Source organism: Pantoea piersonii (assembly GCF_003612015.1).
In the GTDB taxonomy this organism is placed as follows: Bacteria; Pseudomonadota; Gammaproteobacteria; order Enterobacterales; family Enterobacteriaceae; genus Pantoea; species Pantoea piersonii.
On record NZ_RARB01000002.1, the window covers coordinates 338,107 to 362,315 of the forward strand.

The 24,209-nt window shown below is 62.4% G+C and carries 18 protein-coding genes; 17 read left to right on the forward strand and 1 reads right to left on the reverse strand.

Annotated features, from left to right (window positions below; translation table 11 throughout):
* The first annotated feature begins 322 nt into the window (after positions 1 to 322).
* From D7S44_RS07330 to D7S44_RS07410, 17 genes are all read left to right on the forward strand, one after another.
* Positions 323 to 1,792: an aldehyde dehydrogenase family protein gene (locus D7S44_RS07330; RefSeq protein WP_120453442.1), complete on the forward strand. Its 1,470-nt coding sequence runs from the start codon at positions 323 to 325 to the stop codon at positions 1,790 to 1,792.
* A 28-nt stretch (positions 1,793 to 1,820) separates the two neighbouring features.
* Positions 1,821 to 2,489 carry a haloacid dehalogenase type II gene (locus tag D7S44_RS07335; RefSeq protein WP_120453444.1) on the forward strand — a complete coding sequence of 223 codons (669 nt, stop codon included), beginning with the start codon at positions 1,821 to 1,823 and terminating at the stop codon, positions 2,487 to 2,489.
* A 10-nt stretch (positions 2,490 to 2,499) separates the two neighbouring features.
* On the forward strand, positions 2,500 to 3,777 hold the full coding sequence (locus D7S44_RS07340; protein ID WP_120453445.1) for an NAD(P)/FAD-dependent oxidoreductase: 1,278 nt from the start codon (positions 2,500 to 2,502) through the stop codon (positions 3,775 to 3,777).
* Positions 3,778 to 3,824: 47 nt separating this feature from the next.
* Positions 3,825 to 5,411: an ABC transporter substrate-binding protein gene (locus tag D7S44_RS07345; RefSeq protein ID WP_120453447.1), complete on the forward strand. Its 1,587-nt coding sequence runs from the start codon at positions 3,825 to 3,827 to the stop codon at positions 5,409 to 5,411.
* 24 nt (positions 5,412 to 5,435) lie between these two features.
* Entirely contained in the window at positions 5,436 to 6,392 is a 957-nt protein-coding gene (locus D7S44_RS07350) for an ABC transporter permease (RefSeq protein ID WP_120453449.1), read from the forward strand.
* Complete coding sequence (locus D7S44_RS07355; protein ID WP_120453451.1) at positions 6,389 to 7,237, forward strand: ABC transporter permease; 849 nt, start codon at positions 6,389 to 6,391, stop codon at positions 7,235 to 7,237. The genes D7S44_RS07350 and D7S44_RS07355 overlap by 4 nt, the downstream gene beginning before the upstream one ends.
* Positions 7,234 to 8,898, forward strand: a complete 1,665-nt coding sequence (locus D7S44_RS07360; protein ID WP_120453453.1) for an ABC transporter ATP-binding protein — start codon at positions 7,234 to 7,236, stop codon at positions 8,896 to 8,898. The genes D7S44_RS07355 and D7S44_RS07360 overlap by 4 nt, the downstream gene beginning before the upstream one ends.
* 115 nt (positions 8,899 to 9,013) lie before the next feature.
* Positions 9,014 to 10,345, forward strand: coding sequence for an NAD(P)/FAD-dependent oxidoreductase (locus tag D7S44_RS07365; RefSeq protein ID WP_120453455.1), 1,332 nt, complete (start codon positions 9,014 to 9,016; stop codon positions 10,343 to 10,345).
* 10 nt (positions 10,346 to 10,355) lie between these two features.
* The gene (locus tag D7S44_RS07370; protein ID WP_120453456.1) at positions 10,356 to 11,204 is read left to right on the forward strand and encodes a GNAT family N-acetyltransferase; all 849 of its coding nucleotides are present in this window, start codon (positions 10,356 to 10,358) and stop codon (positions 11,202 to 11,204) included.
* On the forward strand, positions 11,204 to 12,130 hold the full coding sequence (locus D7S44_RS07375) for a 2-hydroxyacid dehydrogenase (RefSeq protein WP_120453458.1): 927 nt from the start codon (positions 11,204 to 11,206) through the stop codon (positions 12,128 to 12,130). Before D7S44_RS07370 ends, D7S44_RS07375 begins: the two co-directional genes overlap by 1 nt.
* 217 nt (positions 12,131 to 12,347) lie before the next feature.
* Positions 12,348 to 13,664: a 4-aminobutyrate--2-oxoglutarate transaminase gene (gabT, locus tag D7S44_RS07380; RefSeq protein WP_120454192.1), complete on the forward strand. Its 1,317-nt coding sequence runs from the start codon at positions 12,348 to 12,350 to the stop codon at positions 13,662 to 13,664.
* Between the two features lie 140 nt (positions 13,665 to 13,804).
* A complete protein-coding gene (locus D7S44_RS07385; protein ID WP_120453460.1) occupies positions 13,805 to 14,317 on the forward strand; it encodes an Lrp/AsnC family transcriptional regulator in 513 nt (170 codons plus the stop codon).
* A gap of 241 nt (positions 14,318 to 14,558) precedes the next feature.
* Positions 14,559 to 15,005, forward strand: coding sequence for a GNAT family N-acetyltransferase (locus tag D7S44_RS07390; RefSeq protein WP_120453462.1), 447 nt, complete (start codon positions 14,559 to 14,561; stop codon positions 15,003 to 15,005).
* Positions 15,006 to 15,021: 16 nt separating this feature from the next.
* A complete protein-coding gene (locus D7S44_RS07395) occupies positions 15,022 to 17,073 on the forward strand; it encodes a hydantoinase/oxoprolinase family protein (protein ID WP_120453464.1) in 2,052 nt (683 codons plus the stop codon).
* A 2-nt stretch (positions 17,074 to 17,075) separates the two neighbouring features.
* Positions 17,076 to 19,037, forward strand: a complete 1,962-nt coding sequence (locus tag D7S44_RS07400; protein ID WP_120453466.1) for a hydantoinase B/oxoprolinase family protein — start codon at positions 17,076 to 17,078, stop codon at positions 19,035 to 19,037.
* 56 nt (positions 19,038 to 19,093) lie between these two features.
* Entirely contained in the window at positions 19,094 to 20,872 is a 1,779-nt protein-coding gene (locus D7S44_RS07405; protein ID WP_120453467.1) for a thiamine pyrophosphate-requiring protein, read from the forward strand.
* 116 nt (positions 20,873 to 20,988) lie between these two features.
* Positions 20,989 to 21,831 carry an oxidoreductase gene (locus D7S44_RS07410; protein WP_120453469.1) on the forward strand — a complete coding sequence of 281 codons (843 nt, stop codon included), beginning with the start codon at positions 20,989 to 20,991 and terminating at the stop codon, positions 21,829 to 21,831.
* Positions 21,832 to 21,869: 38 nt separating this feature from the next.
* Here D7S44_RS07410 and D7S44_RS07415 read toward each other — a convergent pair whose 3' ends face one another.
* A complete protein-coding gene (locus tag D7S44_RS07415) occupies positions 21,870 to 24,029 on the reverse strand; it encodes a putative bifunctional diguanylate cyclase/phosphodiesterase (protein WP_120453471.1) in 2,160 nt (719 codons plus the stop codon).
* Between the last annotated feature and the right edge of the window lie 180 nt (positions 24,030 to 24,209).

The following is a 24,209-nucleotide window of genomic DNA, read 5'->3' on the forward strand; positions in this document are numbered from 1 at the left end:
AAACGCTCTTTATTTTGTGCGCTGCGTCAGGTTTTTCTCGCTGTTCGCCATTTTAGTGCAAGTTTCATGCGCAATGCACCACGGTAACGCATGAATTTTGTGAGCCAAATCATCTGTTTATTCCTTCGGCAATTACGCAAAATTTCCTCTTTCAATACGGCAGAAAATTTTTTTGCGCTGTTTTAAACGCATTTTTATTTTTCAACTGGCTGGCATACTTTCTGCATTACCTTTTTGCACAAGCTTATTAACGCTGAATATAAGTCCTGCTTTAGCGCTAATTCCCTGATGGTTGACGGGTGTAACAAATAAGGATTTATCCATGTTAAGTTTCGACCCTGAAAAAGTTTCGCTTCCTGTCGGCCATTATATTGACGGCCATCACGTTCAAACCCAGGGGGCGGCATTTGCCGTCAGACGTCCGTCCGACGGCAAAGCCTACGCCACGCTGCATGAGGCGGACGCCGCCGATGTCGACCGCGCGGTACAGCTCGCGCACCAGGCGCTGAAAATCAGCGGCTGGTCTGGCTGCGCGCCGCGCGAACGCGGCCGGGTACTGCGTCGCTGGGCCGATCTTATTGAGCAGGACAGCCTGCTGGCGCAGCTGGAGGCGCTCGGCTCCACCCGTCCTATCGGCGATGTCATCCAGCATGAAATTCCGTTCACCGCCGAAGCGATTCGCTTCTACGCCGAGTGCGCGGATAAGTACAGCGGCGATCTCTTTCCGACGCGCGACAGCAGCCTGGGTATGCTGATCGCTGAGCCTTACGGCGTGGTTGGCGCTATTACGCCGTGGAATTTTCCGCTATCGATGGCGTCGTGGAAGTGCGGCCCGGCGCTGGCGGCGGGCAACGCGGTAGTGCTCAAACCCTCCGAGCTTACGCCCTTTTCAACGGTGCGCATGGCTGAACTGGCGGTGCAGGCCGGCCTGCCAGCTGGCGTGCTCAATATCGTGCAGGGCAGCGGCGCGGTGACCGGCCACGCACTGGTGACGCATCCGCTGGTGCGCAAAGTCTCGTTTACCGGCTCGACCCTGACCGGCGCGCGCATTATGAGCGACGTGGCGCAGCACGGCATGAAGCCGGTCACGCTGGAGCTGGGCGGCAAAAGCCCGCAGCTGGTGTTTGACGACGCGGGCGACATCGAGGTGGTGGCGCAGCGCATTCTGCGCGGTTTTACCGCCAACGGCGGCCAGGCCTGCGTGGCGGGCACCCGTCTGATTGTGCAGCGCGCCATCGCTGCGCCGCTGCTGGATCGCCTGAGCGCGCTGTGCCGCGGCGTGCAACCGGACGTGACCTGGAGCGGCGACAGCCGCTACGCGCCGTTGATCGATGAACGGCAGGGCAAAAAAGTTGCCTCCGTGATCGCCGCCGCGAAGGCGCAGGGCGCGGAAGTGCTGGTCGGCGGCGAGCGTTTCGCCGACACCGGTGAGGGCTGGTTCTGGCAGCCCACCTTGCTGTGCGGCGTCACCCAGGATAACCCGGCGGTGCAGCAGGAGATTTTCGGCCCGGTGCTGACGGTGCAGACCTTCGACGACGAAGAAGAGGGCCTGCGGCTGGCGGCGCATGAGATTTATGGCCTGTGCGCGGGCGTGCATACCCTGAGCCTGCCGCGCGCGCTGCGCGCCATACGCGCCATTGAGGCGGGCACCGTGTGGGTCAACCGCTACGGCCGCTCCGGCGACTTCATCATTCCCACCGGCGGCTTTCTTGGCTCCGGCGTCGGCAAAGATTTGGGGCGACAGGCGTTTCAGGCCTGCCAGCGTCAGAAAAGCGTACTGATCGATTTTTAACTTTTCCTGATTAAAACGAGGTCGCGTCATGGCACTGTTTAAACCGAAATTTATCACCTTTGACTGTTACGGCACGCTGATTAACTTCGATATGGCGGGCGCGGCGGCGCGCTGTTTTAAGGCGCGCGTGGCGGCTGACGAGATGCAGGCCTTCACAACCGATTTCGCCCGTTATCGTCTGGATGAAGTGCTGGGCGCCTGGAAGCCTTACTACGACGTGGTGAGCAACGCGCTGCAGCGCACCTGCAAAAAATGGGGCGTGGCGTGGGATAAGGCCGACAGCGACTTTATCTACACCGACTGCGCCAGCTGGGGACCGCACCCCGACGTGCCTGCCGGGCTGGCGAAACTGGCGACCGAGTTCCCGCTGGTGCTGCTCAGCAACTCGATGAAGGATCTGCTGCCGCACCATATTCCGCGTCTGGGCGCGCCGATCCATATGGCGATCACCGCGGAGGAGGTGGGCGCCTATAAACCGCAGATGAAGGGCTTTGAATATATGCTGCAGAAGCTCGACTGCCGCCCGGACGAGATCCTGCACGTCTCCTCCAGCTTTCGCTACGACCTGATGACGGCGCACGATCTCGGCATCACCCATAAAGCCTGGGTTAATCGCGGTCACGAACCGGCTAATCCCTACTACGGCTACACCGAAATCCATGACATCGGCGCATTGCCTGCCGTCGTTGGACTCTGAGGAGAGCGCTATGAAACTCGAATCGTTCTGGCAGGCCACGGCACCGCCGTTTCACGGCGCGGCGCAAGGTTCGCTGCCGTCGCATGCTGACGTGGTGGTGATCGGCGGCGGCTTTACCGGCGTCTCGGCGGCGCTGAGCCTGGCGCGCAGCGGCCTGGACGTGGTGCTGCTGGAGGGCGGCGAGGTGATGAGCCAGGCCTCGGCGCGCAACGGTGGACACTGTAATACCGGCGTGGCGCAGAACTTCGCCTCGCTGGTGGCGAGCCAGGGCATCGAGAAAGCCAGCCGCTTCTACCGCGCCTACGACGATGCGGTCAGCTATGTCGAACAGCTGGTGCGCGATGAGCGGATCGACTGCGATTTTCGCCTGTGCGGCAAGCTCAAGCTCGCCAGTAAGGCGTCACATTTCGCTGGCCTTCGCGAAGCCTGGGAGCTGATGCGCCGCACCGTGGACCCGGAAATTGAGCTGATCGGCAAAGAGGCGATCCGCCGCGAAGTCGACAGCGACGCCTTTCACGGCGGGCTGCTGCAACAGCGCGGTGGCCAGATGCATATGGGTAAATTCGGCGTCGGTCTGGCGGAAGCGGCGGCGCGCAGCGGCGCGAAAATCTTTCCGCACCACGCCGTAACCGGCTTAACCCGCCTTGACGGCTATCGCCACCGCGTACAGACCGCCAAAGGGGAGATCCTCGCCGACAAGGTGCTGATGGCGACCGGCTGCTCTAACGTTGGGCCTTTTCGCTGGTTTCAACGCCGTATCGTGCCGGTAGGCAGCTTTATCGTGGTGACGGAGCCGCTGGGCGATGCGTTAATCCGCCGCGTGCTGCCAAACGATCGCACCTATGTCACCTCGCTCAACCTCGGCAACTACTTTCGCACCACCGCCGATCGTCGGCTGGTATTTGGCGGCCGCGCGCGTTTCGCGGTCAGCAATCCCACCTCCGATTCGCGCAGCGGCGACATCCTGCAGGTCTCCATGGCCCGGCTCTTTCCGACGCTGGCGCAGGCGCGCATCGACTACTGCTGGGGTGGCATGGTGGATATGTCCGCCGACCGGCTGCCGCATGCGGGCGAACATGACGGTGTTTTCTACTCTATGGGCTACAGCGGCCACGGCACCCAGATGTCGGTGTGGATGGGCGCGGTGATGGCGGATCTGATCGCCGAAAAAAGCAATCGCAATCCCTGGCAGCGCGACGCCTGGCCCGCGCTGCCCGGTTATCACGGCAAGCCGTGGTTTTTGCCGCTGGCCGGACTCTATTACAAAGCCAAAGATCGTTTCTCTTGATGCTTCATTCCAGGGGTTGAACCTTAAACGCTATTGAGGGTACGCAGATGAGTAAAAATGATAATAACGCGCTGACGCGCATGCTGACCGAAGGCACGCTGTCACGCCGCGGCCTGATGAAAATGCTCTCCGCCGGCGCGGTGATGAGCAGCGGCATTATCGGCTTCCCACAGCTGGGCTTCGCCGCCGAAACGCCGGTGAAAGGCGGCAAAATACGCGCCGCGATGTCAAACGCCTCCGCGACCGATACCCTTGACCCGGCCAAAGCCAACAACAGCGGCGACTATACCCGGCAGTGCATGTTCTACAACGGCCTGACCGAGCTGGATAAAAATCTCAAAGCCCTGCCGGCGCTGGCGACATCGCTCGACTCCAGCGACGGCATCACCTGGCAGATTAAACTGCGCAGCGGCGTGACCTTTCACGACGGCAAGCCGCTGACCGCTAAAGATGTGATCTACTCGCTGAGCCGCCATAAAGATGCCGCGGTTGCCTCTAACGCTTTTAAAATCGCCGAGCAGTTCCAGAGCCTGAATGCGGTAAACGACAACGAAGTGCAGCTGGTGCTGAGCCAGGCGAACTTCGATCTGCCCTATATCCTCGCCGCGCCGCCGTTTTTGATCGTGCAGGACGGCACCAAAGACTTTACCAAAGGCATCGGCACCGGGCCTTACGTCTGCAAGGAGTTTACGCCGGGCGTGCGCTCGGTCGGCCGCAAAAACCCCAACTATTTTAAGCCGGGTTTGCCGCACCTCGACGAGGTGGAACTGCTGGGCGTCACCGACCAGGCGGCGCGCGTCAACGCCCTGATGTCGGGCGATCTGCATATCGTCTCAACCCTGGGCGCCAACGACTGCAAGCGCATTAAGGCGACCAGCGACTTCGCCGTACTGGAGAGCAAATCAGGGATGTACACCAACCTGATTGTGCGCACCGATATCAAACCGGGCAGCAACGAAGACTTTGTGCTGGCGATGAAATATCTGCAGCCGCGCGAGATGCTGGTCAAAACCGTGCTGCAGGGCTACGGCGACGTCAGCAACGATACGCCGGTGCCGCCCTGGCATCCGCTCTATAACGCCGAGCTGAAGCCGCGTCCGCTCGATGTGGAGAAGGCGAAATTCCATATCGAAAAGGCGGGGATGAAGGGCGCGACGGTAGAGATCGTCACCACGCCAAATATCGAAGGGGCGGTCGAAGGCGGCCAGCTGATCCAGCAGGTGTCGCGTAACGCCGGCATCAACGTGAAGGTGCGCCGCGTGCCCTATGACGGCTACTGGTCGACGCACTGGACCAAAGATCCCGTGGGCTACGGCTCTATCAACCCGCGGCCGACGCTCGATATGCTCTTCTCGCAGTTCTACCTGTCCGGCGCACCCAACAATGAGTCGGGCTGGAAGAACCCGCAGTTCGACCAGCTGGTGACGGCGGCGCGCGGCGAGCGCGACCAGGGGAAACGCAAGCAGATGTACGGCGATATGCAGAAGCTGATCTACGACCACTGCGGCACCATTATTCCGACCTTTATCAGCACCATCGACGGCTACAGCAAAAAGGTGAAGGGCGTCGAAGCCTGGCCCTCCGGCATGATGATGGGCTACCGCTTTCACGAATTCGCCTGGCTGTCCGCTTAACCCTCTCTACGCTGGAGAACGCCGATGAACCGATACATGATGTTCCTGATCGCCCGCCGCGCAGGCGCTGGCATCCTGACTTTGCTTATCGTCTCGGCGGTGGTGTTCTTTATCACCAGCCTGCTGCCGGGCGACGCGGCGCAGATGATCCTCGGGCAAAACGCCACGCCGGAAACGGTAGCGGCGCTGCGCGCCCAGCTTGGGCTGGATCAGCCGCTGCTGCTGCGCTACTTCAGCTGGCTGGGCGGCATGCTGCAGGGCGATTTCGGCACCTCTTTCGCCAGCCATCTGCCGGTGATGCAGCTGGTGGCACAGCGCATTCCCGCCACCTTTGAGCTGGCGGCGATCACCACGCTGATTTGCGTGCCGCTGGCGCTGCTGATCGGCATGACCGCCGCCATGACGCGCGGGTCGATACTGGATCGCGTGCTGGTGATCGGCACCATGGCGATGGTGGCGGTGCCGGAGTTTCTGGTGGCGACGGTGGCGGTGCTGATCTTCGCCGTGAAGCTGCACTGGGTGTCGGCGATGTCCTTCGGCTCGCCGAATATGGATCTGGTCAGCTACCTGAAAGCCTACGCGCTGCCGGTGCTGACGCTCTGCTGTGTGCTGGTGGCGCAGATGGCGCGCATGACGCGCGCCGCCATTATCAACCAGCTCGACAGCCCCTATCTGGAGATGGCGCTGCTGAAAGGCGTGTCGCCGCTGCGCGCTGTGCTGCGCCACGCCTTGCCCAACGCGGTCGGCCCTATCGCTAACGCGATTTCGCTCAGCCTGTCCTATCTGTTCGGTGGGGTCATCATTATCGAAACCATCTTCAGCTATCCCGGCCTCGCCAGCCAGCTGGTGGATGCGGTAAGCAACCGCGACCTGCCGGTGGTGCAGTTCTGCGTAATGCTGTTCGCCGGCTGCTATCTGCTGTTGCTGCTGCTGGCTGACGTGCTGACCATCGCCTTCAACCCGAAATGGAGAAGCGCATGAATATTTTACTTCCCGTTCGTCTCTTTCAGTCGCTGTCAATCTCAGGACGGCTGGGCTTAACGGTCTCGGCGTTCTGGCTGCTGATGGCGATTTTCGGCAACCAGCTGGCGCCGCACAACGTCGAGGATATCGGCGGCGGCCCGCTGTTCGGCGGCTTTACCGCGGACAACTGGCTCGGCACCGACGCGCTGGGGCGCGATATTCTCAGCCGAATCCTCTACGGCGCGAAGTTCTCTATCGGTCTGGCGCTGGGCGCGGCGCTGGGCGCCAGCCTGATCGGCACGCTGCTGGCGCTGCTGGCGGCCGTGACCGGCCGCTGGCTGGAGGAGATCCTGGGCCGTGTCAACGACGCCATGCTGGTGCTGCCGGGCAAAGTGCTGTCGCTGATGATTGTCGCGGTATTCGGCTCTTCGCTGCCGATGCTGCTGCTCACCGCCATCTTCACCTACTGGCCGGGCGCGTTCCGCATCGCCTTCGCCATGGCGGGCAGCCTGCGCAATATGGACTATGTGCGCGCCTCCCGGCTGCGTGGCGAGAGCCGCTGGTATATCGCCATTCATGACATCCTGCCCAATATGGTGCATCCGATGCTGGCGGATTTCGGTCTGCGCTTTGTCTATATCGTCTTGCTGCTCAGTGGCCTGAGCTTCCTCGGTCTCGGCGTACAGCCGCCCTACGCCGACTGGGGCACCCTGGTGCGCGAAAATATTCAGGGGCTGTTTGACGGCTCGCCAGCGGTGCTGATGCCTGCGCTGGCGATCGCCAGCCTGACTGTCGGCGCTAACCTGTTTATCGACAGCCTGCAACAGATGCGTCCGCTGACGCTGGCGAAGGAGGGCGTATGAACGTGATGCCGCATACCGCAATGCCGGTGATCTCCGTGGAAAAGCTGCGTGTCACGGCGCAGAGCGACAAGGGCGAATCGATTGACCTGGTGTCAGATATCCGCTTCACCGTACAGAAAGGGGAGGTGCTCGCCCTGATCGGCGAATCGGGCTCCGGGAAAACCACTATCGCCATGGCGCTGATGGGCTATGCCCGTCCCGGCTGTCGCATCGCCGAAGGCAACATCCACGTTGCGGGCGTCGACGTCAACAGCCTCAGCCCGCAGCAGCTGCGCGAGTTTCGCGGCAACAAAGTCGCCTATATCGCCCAGAGCGCGGCGGCCTCCTTTAATCCCGGCATGAAAATCATCGATCAGGTGATCGAGCCGGTGGTAATCCACGGCACCATGACGCGCAAAGCGGCGAAGGCCAAAGCGGTGGCGCTGTTCCGCGAGCTGGCGCTGCCCAACCCCGACACCATCGGCGACCGCTGGCCACATCAGGTTTCCGGCGGGCAGCTGCAGCGGCTGATGACCGCGATGGCGCTGATTGGCGATCCTGACGTGGTGATACTCGACGAGCCGACCACGGCGCTCGACGTCACCACCCAGGTGGAAGTGCTGAAGGCCTTTCGCCGCGTGGTGGCGCAGCGCGGCGTCACCGCCATCTACGTCAGCCACGATCTTGCCGTGGTGGCGCAGATGGCGGATCGCATTCTGGTGCTGCTGCGCGGCCAGATCGCCGAATATGGCACCACTGAACGGCTGATCGGCGCGCCGCAGGCGGAGTATACGCGGCTGCTGATGGACGCGGCGCGACAGACAGAGCGTCCCAGCCCGTGGCGCGAGGCAAGCGGCGAGCTTCAGCCGCTGCTGGAGGTGCGCGACCTCTGCGCCGGCTACGGCCCGCGCGACAGCGATGGCCAGCCGAAGATCCGCATTCTGGAGGATATCAATCTCCAGCTGTGGAAAGGTCAGGCTATCGGCATTATCGGCGAGTCGGGTTCGGGCAAAACTACCCTGGCGCACGCCATTGCCGGTCTCAACGCGCCCTGTCACGGCCATATGCTGTTTAACGGCCACTATATCGCGGGCGATATGCACCGGCGGCCGGATAATGAGCTGCGCCGTATCCAGTATGTGTTTCAGATGGCGGATACCGCGCTCAATCCGGCGCACAGCGTCGAGCGTATTCTGTCGCGGCCGCTGGCGCTGTTTCACGGCCTGCGCGGCCAGGCGCTGACCCAGCGGCTGCATCAGCTGCTCGATCTGGTGAAGCTGCCGCGCAGCGTGCTGTGGCGACGTCCCTGGGCGCTCTCTGGCGGTCAGAAGCAGCGCGTCAATCTGGCGCGCGCGCTGGCGGCGGAGCCGGATCTGATCCTGTGCGACGAAGTCACCTCAGCGCTGGATACCGTCGTCGCGGCGGCGGTGCTGGATCTGATCAGCGAGCTGCGGCGCGAACTGGGCCTGTCGGTGCTGTTTATCAGTCACGATATGCACGCGGTGCGGGCGGTCTGCGACAATATCGTGGTGATGAAGTCGGGACGCATTGTGACCCAGCTGGCGCGGGAAGATTACGATAAGCCGACCCGTGAGCTCTATTTCGAGCGCCTGAAACGCGCGGTGCCGGAGCTGCGACAGGGCTGGCTGGACGAGCACGAAGAGATTTTGAAAGCGGAATAGGGCTATCTGGCTTGCCATATTCTCCCCAGCAGTACGCTGGGCGTGAACAATCTGGCTGCGCCGGTAACGCCCTTATATTGTGCGCTGTTGACTGCAAAAAAGAGGTACTAACGCTATGCCCGCTCCACTCCGCTATGTACAGGACAGCGCCGACTTTCCCGACGCCGTCGATGTGGTGATTATCGGCGCCGGCATCGCCGGGGCCGCCGCTGCCTGGGAGCTGACCCGAAAAGGGGTCAAGGTGGCGCTGCTGGAAAAGGGACTGGTCGGTGCCGAACAGTCGAGCCGCAACTGGGGCTGGTGTCGCCAGCAGAACCGCGACGAACGCGAACTGCCGCTGATTATTCATGCGCTGCGGCGCTGGGGCGAGCTGGATCAGGAGACCGGTGAAGATCTGGGCTTCCGGCGCAGCGGGCTAATCTACGCGACGCGCAACGAGGCGGATATTGCCGCGTGGGAGATGTGGAACCGCATGGCGAAAAATTACGGCGTGCGCAGCGACATCCTGACGGGCGAACAGGCGAAGGCCGCCACGCCCGGCAGCACCACCCGCTGGCTCGGCGGCGTCTCATCGCCCACTGACGGCCACGCCGAGCCGCGCCTGGCCGCGCCGGGTCTGGCGATTGCAGCCCAGCGCCTTGGCGCGCTGGTGTTTCAGCAGTGCGCGGTGCGCGGGCTGGATATCGCCGCCGGGCGCGTCAGCGGCGTCTGGACCGAGCGCGGCCTGATCAAAACCAGCCGCGTGATCTGCGCGGCGGGCGCGTGGACCTCTATGTTCTGCCGCCGCCACGGCATCGACCTGCCGCTCGGCAACGTTATCGGCACCGCCTTTCGCACTCAGCCCATCGCGCAGGCGATCGGCGTGCCGCTCTATACGCCTGGCTTCGCCTGTCGTCCGCAGCTTGACGGCAGCTATACCGTTTCTGTCTCTGGCCGCGGCCGCCTGGAGCCGGGTGCGCAAGGCATTCGCTACGCGCGTCAGTTCTATGCCACCTTTAAAAGCCGACGCAAAAATCTGCGTCTGAATATTGGGATGAAGCCCTTTTTTCACGGCCCGGAAGCGCTCGGCGGCTGGACTTTCGATGGCGAATCGCCCTTTGAACGCACGCGCATCCTCGATCCTGCCGCCGATGCCGCTACCGTGCAGGAGGGATTAACCGCCATGCGCAACGAGTATCCGGCACTGGCTGGCCTTAAACTGGCGCAGGCCTGGGGCGGGATGATCGACAGCACCCCCGACGCGATTCCGGTTATCTCCACCGTGGCGAAGCTGCCGGGCCTGGTGCTGTCGGCCGGCTACAGCGCGCACGGCTTCGGCATTGGACCGGGTGCGGGACGGCTCGCCGCCGATCTCGCCACTAACGAGACGCCGGTCGTTGATCCCACACCTTATCGCTACAGCCGTCTGGTTGACGGCAGTGCACTTGAAACGCCTGGCATGATGTAAGGAGCAACGCATGACCACCATTTTTCGCGCCCTGACCGCGCACGATATTGAACGCTGCCACGCCATGACGCAGCAGCTGAAGTGGCCGCACCGCCGTGAAGACTGGCAGCAGGCGATAACGTTCGGCGAGGGCGTAGTCATAGAGGAGCAGGGCGAACTGCTCGGCAGCGCCATGCTCTGGCGCTGGGGTGAACGCGCCGCCACCATCGGGCTGGTGATGGTCGATGGTCAGCAGCAGGGCCGTGGACTGGGCAAACAGCTGATGCTGACTTTGCTGGAAAAGGTACCTGACTATAACGTGCGGCTGCACGCCACCGAGATGGGCAAAGGGCTTTATGAGAAACTCGGCTTTGTGGTCACCGGACAGATCCTTCAGTACCAGACGCGCTCGCTGGACGCGACGCCGCCGGTCTCTTTGCCTGCCGGGCTGCAGCTGCGTCGCGCGCAGGCGCAGGACGCGCCAGAGCTGACCGCGCTTGATCAGCAGGCGCACGGCATGCTGCGTTCGCAGCTGATTGCGCATCTGATTCACCAGCATCAGACCGTGCTGCTGGAGGATGCGCAGGGCGAAATTCACGGCTTCGCCAGCCTGCGCCGCTTCGGCCACGGCTGGGCGATCGGGCCCGTTATCGCAACGACTTTCGCCGTGGCACAGGCGTTGATCGCCTCGCTGATGCAGGGGCTGCGCGGCGAATTTGTGCGTATTGATACCGACGCCGCGCTGCCGCTGGCAGGCTGGCTCGCCACGCTTGGGCTGGCGCAGGTGGATAATCCCACCACCATGGTGCGCGGCACGCCCTGGACGCCGCCAGCGGGCGGCATGCAGGCGTTTGGCCTGATGACCCAGGCGATGGCCTGATGCAGATCCTCTATAAATCGGACCCGCAGCGCGGTGCGCTGTGGCAGCAGTGGCTGGCGCAGCATGCGCCCGATATTCAGCTCCACCTCTGGCCGGAGATTGGCGACCCGCAAGAAATCGAGGTGCTGATCGCCTGGCAACCGCCAGAGACGTTAATGGAGACCTTTCCCAATCTGAAAGTGCTGCTGTCGGTGGGCGCGGGCGCGGATCAGTTCGATCTTGCCGCCTTGCCGCCCGACCTGCCGGTGGTGCGCATGATTGAGCCGGGGCTGACGCAGGGCATGGTGGAGTACGTTACCTTTGCGGTGCTCGGCCTCCATCGCGATATGGTGCGCTATCTGCGGCAGCAGCGCGAAGAGAAGTGGCTGGCGCACAGCGTAAAACCCGCCGCTACGCGGCGCGTTGGCGTGATGGGGCTGGGCGAACTGGGACAGGCTGCGCTGCGGCAGCTGGCGTCGTTCGGCTTTGACTGTGCGGGCTGGAGCCGTACGCCGCGCGAACTCGACGGCGTGGAGTGCTTCCACGGGGCTGCCCAGCTCGGCGCGTTTCTGGCACGCAGCGACATCCTGGTTTGCCTGCTGCCGTTGACGGCGGAGACGCGCGGCCTGCTTAATCGCGACCTCTTTTCTCAGCTGCCCAGGGGCGCGGCGCTGGTGCAGGCGGGACGCGGTGCGCAGCTCATCCATCAGGATCTGCTGGACGCCCTCGACAGCGGCCAGCTCGGCGCAGCGGTCATCGACGTGACCGACCCCGAGCCGCTGCCGCCAGCCCATCCATTCTGGCGACATCCCGCTATCTGGCTGACGCCCCATATCGCCAGCCAGACGCAAAACGAAAGCGCCGTCGCTGCGCTGCTGGAGAACCTGCGCCGCTATCAGCGCGGCGAGCCGATGATCGGCCTTATCGATCGCACGCGAGGTTACTGATACAGGTGCCGCTCTTAACGCGCCGCGCCGCATCAACTGACGCGGCGTCTACGCCTGAACGCGGCCTGCCCGCCGCGCGTGATGTGAAGAAATTTCCCTGCTGAAAGGGCACCGATTTTGACAGGAAATGCCGCAGCCTTACCCATAACGGCAGCATGCTGAACCAGTGGGTTGCGATACTTGAGCCAACCGAACGTTACGTGGATGAGGTATGAAAATGCAGAATGTCATGGCCGAACAACAGACCTATTCAGACAACAGTTTACTGCTGGACGCGCGCGCGCAAAACGTGCCGCGCGGCGTAGTGACCGCGCATCCGCTGGTCATTGAACGCGCAAAGGGCAGCGAGGTCTGGGACGTAGAGGGCAACCGCTATCTCGACTTTGTTGGCGGCATCGGCGTACTCAACGTCGGGCACAACCATCCGGCGGTCGTCAATGCGGTGACGCAGCAGCTGGGTCTGGTATCGCACGCCTGTTTTCAGGTAGTGGCCTATCCGGGCTATATCGAACTGGCGCAGCGTCTTAATCAGCTGGTCGGCGGCGATGAGGCCTATAAAAGCGTCTTCTTTACCAGCGGCGCGGAAGCGGTAGAGAACGCGATTAAGATCGCCCGCGCCCACACCAACCGCTCTGGCGTTATCGCTTTTGACGGCGCTTTTCATGGTCGCACGCTGCTTGGCGTCACGCTGACCGGTATGAGCCAGCCCTATAAGCAGAACTTTGGGCCTTTCCCGGCCGATATCTATCGTCTGCCGTTCCCCAATCCGCTGCATGGCGTTACGGAAGTAGACTGCCTGAAGGCGCTGGATCAGCTTTTCGCGGTGCAGATCGCGCCGGAGCGCGTGGCGGCGATCATTATCGAGCCGGTGCAGGGCGACGGCGGCTTCCTGCCGGCCGGCCCGGCGTTTATGCAGGCGCTGCGCCGCATCACCGAGCAGCACGGCATCGTGCTGATCTGCGATGAAGTGCAGACCGGCTTTGGCCGCACCGGCAAGATGTTCGCCTTCCAGCATCTCAACATTAAACCCGATCTGGTGACGGTCGCCAAAAGCCTCGGCGGCGGTCTGCCGATCTCCGGCGTGGTGGGCAAAGCGGCAATCATGGACGCGCCAGCGCCGGGCGGCCTGGGCGGCACCTACGGCGGCAACGCGCTGGGCTGCGCGGCGGCGCTGGCGGTGCTCGATCTGCTGGAGCATGACAACCTGCTGGCGCGCGCCGAACAGCTCGGCGAGCAGCTGCACGCGCGGCTGCAGCAGCTGGCGGAAAAGTACGCCTGTATCGGTGACGTGCGCGGCCTCGGCTTTATGCTGGCGGTGGAGATTCTTGATTTTGAAACCGGCAAGCCCGACGCCGCGCTGACGCAAAAGATCCTCGACAGCGCCTGTCAGGAGGGCCTGCTGCTGATCAAGTGCGGCATTCAGCGCAATGTGGTGCGCTTCCTTGCTCCGCTTGTTACAACTGATTCACAACTTGAGGAGGCGCTGCATATTTTCGATATCGCCCTGGCGCGCGCCACCGGCCGTCTGGGGTAATGCACCTTCCTCATTGATATTCCTGAAATAATTATAATTTTTCCTGATGGATAACACGCACGTTAGCGCTGGCGCTGGCGGCGCAAAGCGTGTTATACCATCAGCACGTCCTGCACAATTGGTTAACAATGAGGGGTGGTATGAACGGCTTAATGAAACTTGACCGCATTGATATCAACATCCTGGTGCAACTGCAAAAAGATGGCCGTATCAGCAACGTTAATCTCGCCGATGCCGTGGGACTTTCGCCCAGCCCGTGCCTGCAGCGCGTCAAGCGCCTTGAGCAGGCGGGCTTTATCACCGGCTATGAAGCCCATATCAATCTCACCAAAATCACCGATTCGGTTACGGTCTTTACCGAAGTGACGCTCTCCGGCCATCGCCGCGAAGATTTTATGAAGTTCGAAAGCGCGCTGCGCGAGGTCGATGAGCTGATGGAGTGCCACCTGATCACCGGTGGTTACGACTATTTGCTGCGCTTTATCACCCGCAGCATTGAGCACTATCAGGAAGTGATTGAGAAGATGCTCGATGCGCAGATCGGCATTGATAAATACTTTAGCTATATCGTGATCAAATCGCCGGTAATGAAGAGCAGCGTACCGTTGCGCTCGCTGATTACGCGGCAAAACGATGTGCTGGGCACGGTCTAAACGCAACAGCTTCCTCTTCTTTTTGCCCGGTAACCGGGGCCATCGTATTCGAAAAAAACGCCTCAGGACACTCAGCCCCATAAGGGGCTTTTTTTAGTGCCGAACCCTGCGCTTTCAGGCAGCATAAAATTTCATTTCAGCCCGTTTTTCACCTTATCTGACTGGTTCGCCGCGCCTCTTCAGCCGCGTCGGCTGACCGGGCGCATTTACTATAAACCCATGCCGCGACAAGGAGTTATTAATGACTGCACTAATAATTGCCGACCATATCTGGCAGCGCGACGACTTTACCCTCTCCACCAAACGGACACGGCTGGACATGGACTGGATCCATTACCAGCTGGCCGAACGCTCTTACTGGGCGAAAGGGCAGTCGCGCGCCACAACCGAGCGGGCGGTTGCCGCGTCGCTGCCGTTCGGGCTTTACCACGTCGATGCGCAGATCGGCTTTGGACGGCTGATTACCGATTACACCCGTTTCGGCTGGCTGTGCGATGTGATTATCGACGAGGCGTGGCGCGGACATGGCTTAGGCAGCTGGCTGGCAAGCTGCGTGCGCGAACACCCTGAGCTTGCCACGGTGCGTCGCTGGATGCTTTCAACAAACGATGCCCATCAGCTCTACCAGCGGCTCGGCTGGCGCACAGTGCAGGAGCCGCACAAGCTGATGGAGTTCCCTCTCTCCTGACACTGGAGCGACACAGATGCGTTACCGCGTTGGCGTAGACATTGGCGGATCTTTTACCGATTTCGCCGTGCTGGATCGGCAAACTAACCAGATCCATACTCTGAAAGTGCTGTCGCGGCCCGATGCGCCTGGCAGCGAAATTCTGACCGGGCTGGCGCAGTTTGCCGAGCGCGACGGCCTTGACCCGGCAGAAATTGGCTACTTTACCCACGGCACCACGGTCGGCATTAACGCAGTGATCCAGCGGCGCGGCGTCCGGCTGGCGCTGTTTGCCACCGAAGGCTTCTGCGACGTGCTGGAGCTGGCGCGGCTGAAAATCCCCCATATTCACGATCTCTTTTCCCGTCGGCCCACGCCGCTGATAAGCCGCGACCGCGTTTTCGCTATTCGCGAGCGCACCGACCGCGACGGCAGAGTGCTACAGGCCGTGGATCGCCAGAGCGTGCTGGCGGCCATTGAGCGAGCGCGTGAGGCGGGCTGTCAGGGCATCGTGGTGTCGCTGCTGCACAGCTACCGCAACCGGCATAACGAGGCGGCGGTCAAGGCGATTGTCGAGGAGGTCGCGCCCGATCTGCTCACCTGTTGCTCTGCCGATATCTGGCCGATTATTCGCGAATATGAGCGCACCATCACCGCCACCATCAACGCCTACGTGCAGCCGATGGTCATCAACTATCTGGAAAAGTTTGAAAGCGCGCTGCGCGCCAGAGGCGTGACGACGCCGCCGCGCATCACCAAATCCAACGGCGGGGTGATGGGCGTCGAGCAGGCGAAGCGCGAATGCGTGCAGATGGTGCTTTCCGGCACCGCCTCGGGCGTTATCGGCGCCAGCTATCTCGCCAGCGCCTGCGGTTTTGATCGCATCCTCAGCCTCGATATCGGTGGCACCAGCGCCGACGTGGCGGTGATTATTAACGGCGAAGTGGCGCAGGGCAACGGCGAGATGATCGGCGACTTCCCGGTCTATATTCCTTCGGTGGCGGTGACCTCGGTCGGGCAGGGCGGCGGTTCGCTGGCGTGGATCGACGCGCAGGGCGTTATGCAAATGGGGCCGGACAGCGCCGGTTCACTGCCTGGCCCGGTCTGCTTCCAGCGCGGCGGCACCCAGCCAACCGCCACTGACGCCTTCGCCGCCTGCGGCATGATCGGCCATGGCGATCTCGGCTACCACGCGGTGCAGGTCGATGTCGCCGCGGCGCGCGCGGCCTGGCAGCCGCTGGCCGATCGCCTCGGCGTGTCGGTGGAGCAGACCGCGGAAACCGCCATTGAGCTGGCGATCTCCAGCATGTACAGCGACACCAGCGGCCTGCTGTCGCGTTTTGGCCTCGACCCGCGTGAATTCTGGTTCCTCGCCTTTGGCGGCGCGGGGCCGATGATGGGCTGCTTTCTGGCGCGCGAACTCAATATGAAAGGCGTTATCGTGCCGCCGACACCCGGCGTGCTGTCGGCGCTGGGCGGGCTGGTGGCGGATATCCGCAATGACTTTATCCGCACGCTCTATAGCGATCTCAACGCGCAGCTGGCGGACCGGCTGGCGACCGAGGCGGAGAGCCTGAGCCAGCGGGCGCAGGCCTGGCTGGCGGCGGAGCATGGCAAAGAGATGCCGTTCACGCTGCAGTTCAGCGCCGATATGCGCTATCGCGGCCAGTCGTTCGAGATTGACGTGCCGCTGGAGGCGGCGTGGCTGGCGAGCGCTGACGTGGCGGCGCTGCATGCGGCTTTCGACCGGCAGCATCATCAGCTGTTCGGCCACAGCGATGCCGCCGCGCCGGTACAGCTCATCAACCTGCGGCTGGTAATCGCTTCACCCACGCCGAAACCCACGCTGAAAACGCTCCCGGCGGCCAGCGAACCGGTGCAGGCGTCGAAGCGGGTTGAGGCGTGGATAGATGGCGCCTTCCATCAGGTCGATCTGGTGCTGCGCGCTGCGCTGCGCCCCGGCCACCAGCTGCGCGGGCCGGTCATCGTGGCGCAGGATGACTGCACCACCTGCGTGCCGCCGCGCATGCAGGTAGAGGTGGACAGTTTCGGCAACCTGTTAATTACCCCCCTGGGCGAGGAGCCGTAATCATGGCTATTGACGGACGTAACCTGCAAATTCTCGCCAACTACTGCGCGGCGGCGGCCGACGCGATGGCGTTTACCCTGATGCGCACCGCGCACTCCACCTTTGTGAAAGAGACTGAAGATTTCTCCTGCCAGATAGTCAGCCGCGACGGGCTGGCCTTCGCCTCGCCGCGTAGCTTTGGCGCGCCCTGGTACAGCGGCATCGACTATGCGCCTGTGCTGACGCTGATCGGCGACTATCGCGAAGGGGACATCTGCATCACCAACGACGCTTATGCAGGCAATGTAGCGACCCATTCGCCCGATATTCATATCTGGAAGCCGGTATTTTACGCCGGTGAAATCGTCTGCTTTGTCGTCGGCCATATTCACAATACCGATATCGGCGGTGCGGTGCCCGCCTCGCTGTCGCGCTCGCTTACCGACATTGTGCAGGAGGGCATCCGCATTCCGCCGCTCAGGATCGTGCGCGACGGCGAGCTGAATGAGGATGTGGCGCGTATCCTGCGCCTTAACGTGCGCGTGCCGGAGCAGAACTGGGGCGACTTTAAGGCGCAGATCGCCTCGGTCAATATCGGCGAGCGTAAGATCCATGAGATCATCGCCCGCTTCGGCGTCGCTGATTTCCTGCAGGGGATCGAGGGAATTCTCGACTATGCCGAACAACAGGCGCGCGCCATTATCCGCACCATCCCTGACGGCGACTATTTTTACGCCGATTACGCTGATGAAGATGGCGAAGGCGGCTATCCCTGCCGCGTGGCGATCACCCTGCGCGTGCGCGACGATACGCTGGAGCTGGACTACACCGGCAGCGATCCGCAGCTCGCCTCGTCGCTGAATATGCCGACCGGCGGCCGCGAGCGCCATCCGCTGGCGCTGGTCGGCGTCACCTACGTGCTGTCGACGCTCAACCCCGGGCTGCTGCTTAACGCCGGCACGCTGCGCCCGACGCGCGCTGTCTTGCCACCAGGCACGGTGATGAACTGCGAAGCGCCTGCCGCCGTCGGCATGCGATCGCTTACCTGCGCCCTGTCGCAAATCGCCACCGTCGGCGTTTTTTCACTGGCGCTGCCGGAGCGACTGCCAGCGAACTCGCCGGGCGGCAACTCGATTATGAATATTCGCACGCTGGACGCGCACAACCGCAGCGTAGTGGCATCGCTCGGGCCAGTCGGCGGCGGCGCGGGCGGCACGCCGCGTCACGACGGCCCGGATGGATCGGGCGGGCTTTCCGCCTTCCTGAAAAACACCCCGATTGAGGTCAACGAAGCGGAAGTGCCCATTCGCTTCCTGCGCTACGGTCTGGCGCCCGACAGCGCCGGACCCGGACGCTTTCGCGGCGGACTGGCGACCGAAATGGCCTTCGAGATCTTCACGCCGGAGACCACCGTTACCGCGCGCAACCGCAACCGTTCGGTATTCGCCTCGGCGGGCGCGGCGGGCGGCTGCGCGGGCGGCCTTTCTCATTTTCGCACCCTGCGCGACGGCAAGGTGCTGGAGCACGGCAACCGCGACGTAATTCACTGCCAGCCGGGCGATGTGGTCGAGGTGCGCGGGCCTGGCGCGGGCGGCTACGGCCTGCCCGTGCTGCGCGACGTCGGGGCGGTACTCAGCGATGTGCGCTGCGGTTTTCTCAGCGCGGCGGCGGCGCGCGAGCAGTATGGCGTGGTGATAACAGATGGCGAGGTAGATGCGGCGGCGACAGCGCAGCTGCGCGCCGCGATGCCGCAGCAGGCGAAGGCGCATTTTCATCACGGCGAGGCGCGCCAGGCGTTTGAAGCGTGCTGGACACCGGAGCGCTACCGCTTGCTCACCGCCTTTCTCGCCGACGCGCCGGTGAGCTGGCGTCATTTTCTGAAAACTCAGGTGTTTCGCGCCGTCGAACAGGCAGGTGAAGCGGCGGATATGGCACAAATATTCAGCGATTTACGGCTGCGCTTTCCTGCATTAGCAGGCGGATAAGCCAGATTGTCGTCTACCCTTAATCTCTGACACGGATTTTCAAGGAGGCGACAACGATGAGCATGAAAACCAGCGATTTCTTTGTGCAGCGGCTGAAGGCCTGGGGCGTAACCCGTATTTACGGCTATCCCGGCGACGGCATTAACGGCGTGCTCGGCGCCATCCAGCGCGCCAATGAGAAGGGCGACGGCATTGAATTTATTCAGGTGCGGCACGAAGAGATGGCGGCCTTTATGGCGGCCGGTCACGCCAAATTTACCGGTGAGATGGGTGTCTGCCTCTCAACCGGCGGACCGGGCGCGACCCATCTGCTCACCGGCCTCTACGACGCAAAAATGGATCACGCGCCGGTGCTGGCGATTGCTGGCCAGGCGGAAGTGACGGCGCGCGGCGCCAGCTATCAGCAGGAGATGAATCTGGATCGCGTCTTCGCCGACGTAGCTAACTTCGTGCAGGAAGCCGCCGCGCCCGCGCAGGTGTGTCATCTGATCGATCGCGGCGTGCGCATCGCCAAAGCACAAAACGGCGTGGCGGTCGTGATTGTGCCGAAGGATATTCAGGACGAACCCTGGGAAGCGCCGAAACATCTGCACGGCTTTACCCATTCCGGCCCCGGCTATCAGCGCCCTAAAGTCGTGCCTTACGAGGCGGATTTGCAGCGCGCTGCCGAAGTGCTTAACGCCGGTAAAAAGGTTGCCATTCTGATTGGCGCAGGCGCGCGCGGCGCGGCGGTGGAGGTGGTGCAGACCGCTAACGTGCTGGCGGCAGGCGTCGCCAAGGCGCTGCTCGGCAAGGATGTGCTGCCGGACGACGCGCCTTTCGTCACCGGCTCTATTGGCCTGCTCGGCACCAAACCGTCGTGGGAGCTGATGCAGAACTGCGACACGCTGCTGATGATCGGCAGCGGCTTCCCCTGGACCGAGTTCCTGCCGGAAGAGGGCAAGGCGCGCGCGGTTCAGATCGATATCGACCCGGCGATGCTCGGCCTGCGTTACCCCTGCGAAGTCAACCTGCACGGTGATGCGGCGGAAACCCTGCGCGCGCTGCTGCCGCTGCTGGAACATAAAGAGGACCGCAGCTGGCAGGAGGAGATCGCGGTACAGGTGCGCGACTGGTGGAAGGTGATGGAAGATCGTGCCCACGCGCCCGCCAACCCGGTTAACCCGCAGCGCGTGGTGTGGGAAATGTCGCCGCAGCTGCCTGATAACGCCATCGTCACCTCCGATTCCGGCTCCTGCGCCAACTGGTTCGCTCGCGACTATCGCGTTAAGCAGGGCCAGCGCGCTTCGCTCTCTGGCGGCCTGGCCTGCATGGGCGCGGCGGTGCCGTATGCTATCGCTGCGAAATTCGCCCATCCCGATAAGCCGGTGGTCGCGCTGGTGGGCGACGGCGCGATGCAGATGAACAATATGGCGGAGCTGATCACCATTCAAAAATACTGGCAGCAGTGGAGCGATCCGCGCCTTATCGTGTGCGTCTTTAATAACCAGGATCTTAATCAGGTCACCTGGGAGCAGCGGGTCATGGAGGGCAACGCGCGCTTCGAGGCGACGCAGCAGCTGCCGGATGTGCGCTACGCCCAGTTTGCGGAAACGCTTGGTCTGCAGGGTATCTTCGTCGATAACCCGGATGAGCTGGAAGATGCGTGGCGCCGTGCGTTGAGCGCCGATCGTCCGGTCGTGCTGGAGGTGAAAACCGATCCGGAGGTGGCGCCATTGCCGCCCCATATTACCTTCAAGCAGGCGAAAGCCTTTATGAGTTCAATGGCGAAAGGCGATCGCGGCGCAGCGCAGATCATCAGCGATACCGCCAGCCAGTTACTGCATAAAAAGTAAGAGGCACAAAGCGTTAAGCGGCCCCGTCGCGGGCCGCTACTCTTAGCCTCTCTCTTTCCCCTGGCCATTCGCGTCGGGGCACAGGCGATTCGCCACAATCCATTTGGGAGTCACTCATGGCTACAGATAAAAATCCGGTGTGGTTTATTTCGGGATGCTCGACAGGTTTTGGCCGCGAACTGGCGCAACAGGCCATTGCGCGCGGCTTTAACGTGGTGGTAACGGCGCGCGACACTTCCAAAGTGGCCGATCTGGTTGACGGCCGCAGCAACGCGCTGGCGGTGAGGCTTGACGTCACGCGCGCTGACAGCATCGACAGCGCGGTGAACGCGGCGCTGGAAAAGTTCAGCACCATAGACGTGCTGGTGAATAACGCTGGCTACGGCTATCAGAGCTCGGTGGAAGAGGGCGAAGATCAGGCGATCCGCGACCAGTTCGAAGCGAACGTTTTCGGCCTTTTCGCCCTGACGCGCGCCGTGCTGCCCACCATGCGCCAGCAGCGTCGCGGTCATGTCATCAATATTACCTCGGTAGCGGGCTTTATCGGCTTCGCCAGCTCCGGCTACTACTCTGCCAGTAAACACGCGGTTGAAGGCTGGTCGGACTCGCTGGCGGCGGAAACCGCGTCGCTTGGCATTCACGTCACCTGCGTTGAGCCGGGCCCGTTCCGTACCGACTGGGCGGGCCGTTCGCTGCATCAGACGCCGAGCACGCTGCCGGAGTATGCGGAGACCGCTGCGGCGCGCATGAAGGCGACCGCAGAATATAGCGGTACGCAGAAAGGCGATCCGGCGCGGGCGGCGCGGGCGATGATCGCCATCACCGAACAGGCTAATCCGCCGCGTCATCTGGTGATGGGCGAGTGGGGCTATGAGGCGGTCACGGCGAAGCTGAAAGAGCGTCTGGCGCAGATTGAAGCCTGGAAGCAGACCTCCATCGAGACTGACTTCCCGGAATAATCGTGTGCGCGCGCTCTCCGTCAGCGCGCGCTTTTCCGCTAGCTCATCCAGTCGCCCAGCCGCTCAAGCGGAACCGCTTTGCTGAACAGATAGCCCTGCAGCTGATTGCATCCCGCATCGGCCAGCGCGCTCATCTGTCCCGGCGTTTCAACCCCCTCAGCGGTGACGGTCAGCCCCATCGCATGCCCCAGCTTCACCACTGACTCGATAATCGCCACGGAATTCTCCGCCACGCCCAGCGACTGGGTAAAGGAGCGATCGATCTTGATCTTATCCACCGGAAAGGTGCTGAGATAGTTCAGGCTGGAGTAGCCGGTGCCGAAGTCGTCCAGCGCGATGCGGAAGCCCGCGTCGCGCAGCGCGATGATAATGGCGCGCGCCTCATGCTCGTTTTCAATCAGCACCCCTTCGGTGATCTCCAGCTCAATACGCTGGGGATCGCCGCCGCTTTCGCGCACGATATCGACCATGCGCGCCACAAACCCTGTGGCGCGGAACTGCACCGGCGACACATTCACCGCCACCATTAAATCGGGGAAACGCTGCTGGGTCAGGCAGGCCTGGCGCAGCACCCACTCGCCCAGCGGAATGATCAACCCGGTCTCTTCGGCGATAGCGATAAAATCCCCTGGCGGAATAGCGCCGCGCGTTGGATGATCCCAGCGCAGCAGCGCTTCGACGCCCACCATATTTTTCCCGTCGATATCCATCAGCGGCTGATACCAGACCGCCAGCCCCTGATAGCTTTGCAGCGCGGCGCGCAGATCGGCAGCTATGCTCTGCCGCGTGCGTATCGACTCATCCATCTCCCTTTCAAACTGGCGATATTTGCCGCGCCCGCTGCTTTTGGCTTCGTAGAGCGCAATATCCGCTTTGCGTACCAGCTCCTGGCGATCCAGACCATCTTCCGGTGCCAGCACCAGCCCGATGCTGGCGCCGCTCCATACCTCGCCGCCAAACAGCGGAAAAGGCTGACTGAGCGCGTCGAGAATACGCTGCGCCAGCGCCTGTACCTGCCCGATGTTTTCAACTTCCGGCATTACCAGGATAAATTCGTCGCCGCCGATGCGTCCCACCGTATCGCTGGCGCGCACCAGCCCGGAAAGGCGCTGGGCCACGGCAATAATCAGCTCGTCGCCAGCGTGATGGCCATAGGTGTCATTGATATTTTTAAACCGGTCGAGGTCAATCAGCATCAGCGCCACGCGCTGCTCCTGTCGCGTCGCCTGCGCCAGCGCCTGGGTCAGCCGTTCCTCTACCAGCGCGCGATTCGGCAGGCCGGTCAGCACATCATGAAACGCCAGGTGCAGCGCCTGCGCTTCGCTGGCGCCGAGCTTCAGCATCGATTGCGACAAATTAAGGGAAGAGATCCAGAGGCGGCGCACCATATAGAGGCAAAGCAGCGTTACCACCAGCACGGCGATACCGGTCGAGGGGCCGACGGAGCGCAGCATCTCGGCGCCGGGCCGCACCGGATCCCAGTTGATGTAGCCGACCCCGCTTCCCGCCTGCGACGTCAGCATAAAGCGCGCCGGAGCGGTGGGCGGCGCGCCGGTGTCGGAAAAGCTCAGCCCTTTTAACTGGCTGCGCTCCGCCAGGGCGGCGAGGTAGCCGTCGTCCAGAAACTTCAGGCTGACCAGCCGGTAGCGGGGCGCCGACTGCATATCGCGGCGGATGTCGTCGATCGCCAGCGCCGCCACGCGGCCGTCAATACGGGCGAAATCCGCCACCTCCTGCCGGGGGTCGGCGCGCAGCAGCCTGTTGGCCAGAATCGCCTGTACTCTGGGATCGCGCTCCGGCGACGACAAAAGCGCGCCGTCGCGCCACGCCTGCACCGGCCGACGGGCATCGTCCAGCACCATAATCAGCTGGTGGCCGAACATCTCATAGAGCCAGCGGCCGACATTATCATCCAGCCAGCGCTGGTCGGGCTGAACCGCTTCAAGATGCTCTTCCAGCGGTGTCCAGCGCGACAGGCTGTGCAGCTGGCGCTGATGTTCCGCCAGGCTCTGCGTAAATGAGGCCTGGATCATCCTCTGCTGTTGCGCCAGCGCTTTCTGATTAGTGATGGAGGTACTGAGAAAGAGGCCGGTTCCGGCGCCCGTTAGCGTCAGGAGCAGGATCGCCGCCAGCGGCAATAACACTTCACGAATAAAACTGCCGCGAAAACCCGCGGAAAGTTTGGCGCTGTTAATCATTTTCATTTTTCACGTAACAAGGATGTATCAGTTAATAAACTAGCAGAAATCCCTCAGCCTGCACGACCGCTGGTCTCACAGTTTGTTATTGAAAAAACAATAAAATCTCTGCGCCGTTTCGCTGAGTAAAAAGTTTAATGCTTCTTATCAAACAGCTGACCCTTTTCACGGCTGCAGGCG

Bases quoted from the DNA above. Each gene is read 5' to 3' on its own strand.
- D7S44_RS07340 (WP_120453445.1), top strand. From the start codon at position 2,500: ATGAAACTCGAATCGTTCTGGCAGGCCACGGCACCGCCGTTTCACGGC.
- D7S44_RS07345 (WP_120453447.1), top strand. From the start codon at position 3,825: ATGAGTAAAAATGATAATAACGCGCTGACGCGCATGCTGACCGAAGGC.
- D7S44_RS07395 (WP_120453464.1), top strand. From the start codon at position 15,022: ATGCGTTACCGCGTTGGCGTAGACATTGGCGGATCTTTTACCGATTTC.
- D7S44_RS07350 (WP_120453449.1), top strand. From the start codon at position 5,436: ATGAACCGATACATGATGTTCCTGATCGCCCGCCGCGCAGGCGCTGGC.
- D7S44_RS07365 (WP_120453455.1), top strand. From the start codon at position 9,014: ATGCCCGCTCCACTCCGCTATGTACAGGACAGCGCCGACTTTCCCGAC.
- D7S44_RS07370 (WP_120453456.1), top strand. From the start codon at position 10,356: ATGACCACCATTTTTCGCGCCCTGACCGCGCACGATATTGAACGCTGC.
- D7S44_RS07360 (WP_120453453.1), top strand. From the start codon at position 7,234: ATGAACGTGATGCCGCATACCGCAATGCCGGTGATCTCCGTGGAAAAG.
- D7S44_RS07330 (WP_120453442.1), top strand. From the start codon at position 323: ATGTTAAGTTTCGACCCTGAAAAAGTTTCGCTTCCTGTCGGCCATTAT.
- D7S44_RS07405 (WP_120453467.1), top strand. From the start codon at position 19,094: ATGAGCATGAAAACCAGCGATTTCTTTGTGCAGCGGCTGAAGGCCTGG.
- gabT (WP_120454192.1), top strand. From the start codon at position 12,348: ATGCAGAATGTCATGGCCGAACAACAGACCTATTCAGACAACAGTTTA.
- D7S44_RS07355 (WP_120453451.1), top strand. From the start codon at position 6,389: ATGAATATTTTACTTCCCGTTCGTCTCTTTCAGTCGCTGTCAATCTCA.
- D7S44_RS07385 (WP_120453460.1), top strand. From the start codon at position 13,805: ATGAACGGCTTAATGAAACTTGACCGCATTGATATCAACATCCTGGTG.
- D7S44_RS07400 (WP_120453466.1), top strand. From the start codon at position 17,076: ATGGCTATTGACGGACGTAACCTGCAAATTCTCGCCAACTACTGCGCG.
- D7S44_RS07335 (WP_120453444.1), top strand. From the start codon at position 1,821: ATGGCACTGTTTAAACCGAAATTTATCACCTTTGACTGTTACGGCACG.
- D7S44_RS07410 (WP_120453469.1), top strand. From the start codon at position 20,989: ATGGCTACAGATAAAAATCCGGTGTGGTTTATTTCGGGATGCTCGACA.
- D7S44_RS07390 (WP_120453462.1), top strand. From the start codon at position 14,559: ATGACTGCACTAATAATTGCCGACCATATCTGGCAGCGCGACGACTTT.
- D7S44_RS07375 (WP_120453458.1), top strand. From the start codon at position 11,204: ATGCAGATCCTCTATAAATCGGACCCGCAGCGCGGTGCGCTGTGGCAG.
- D7S44_RS07415 (WP_120453471.1), bottom strand. From the start codon at position 24,029: ATGATTAACAGCGCCAAACTTTCCGCGGGTTTTCGCGGCAGTTTTATT.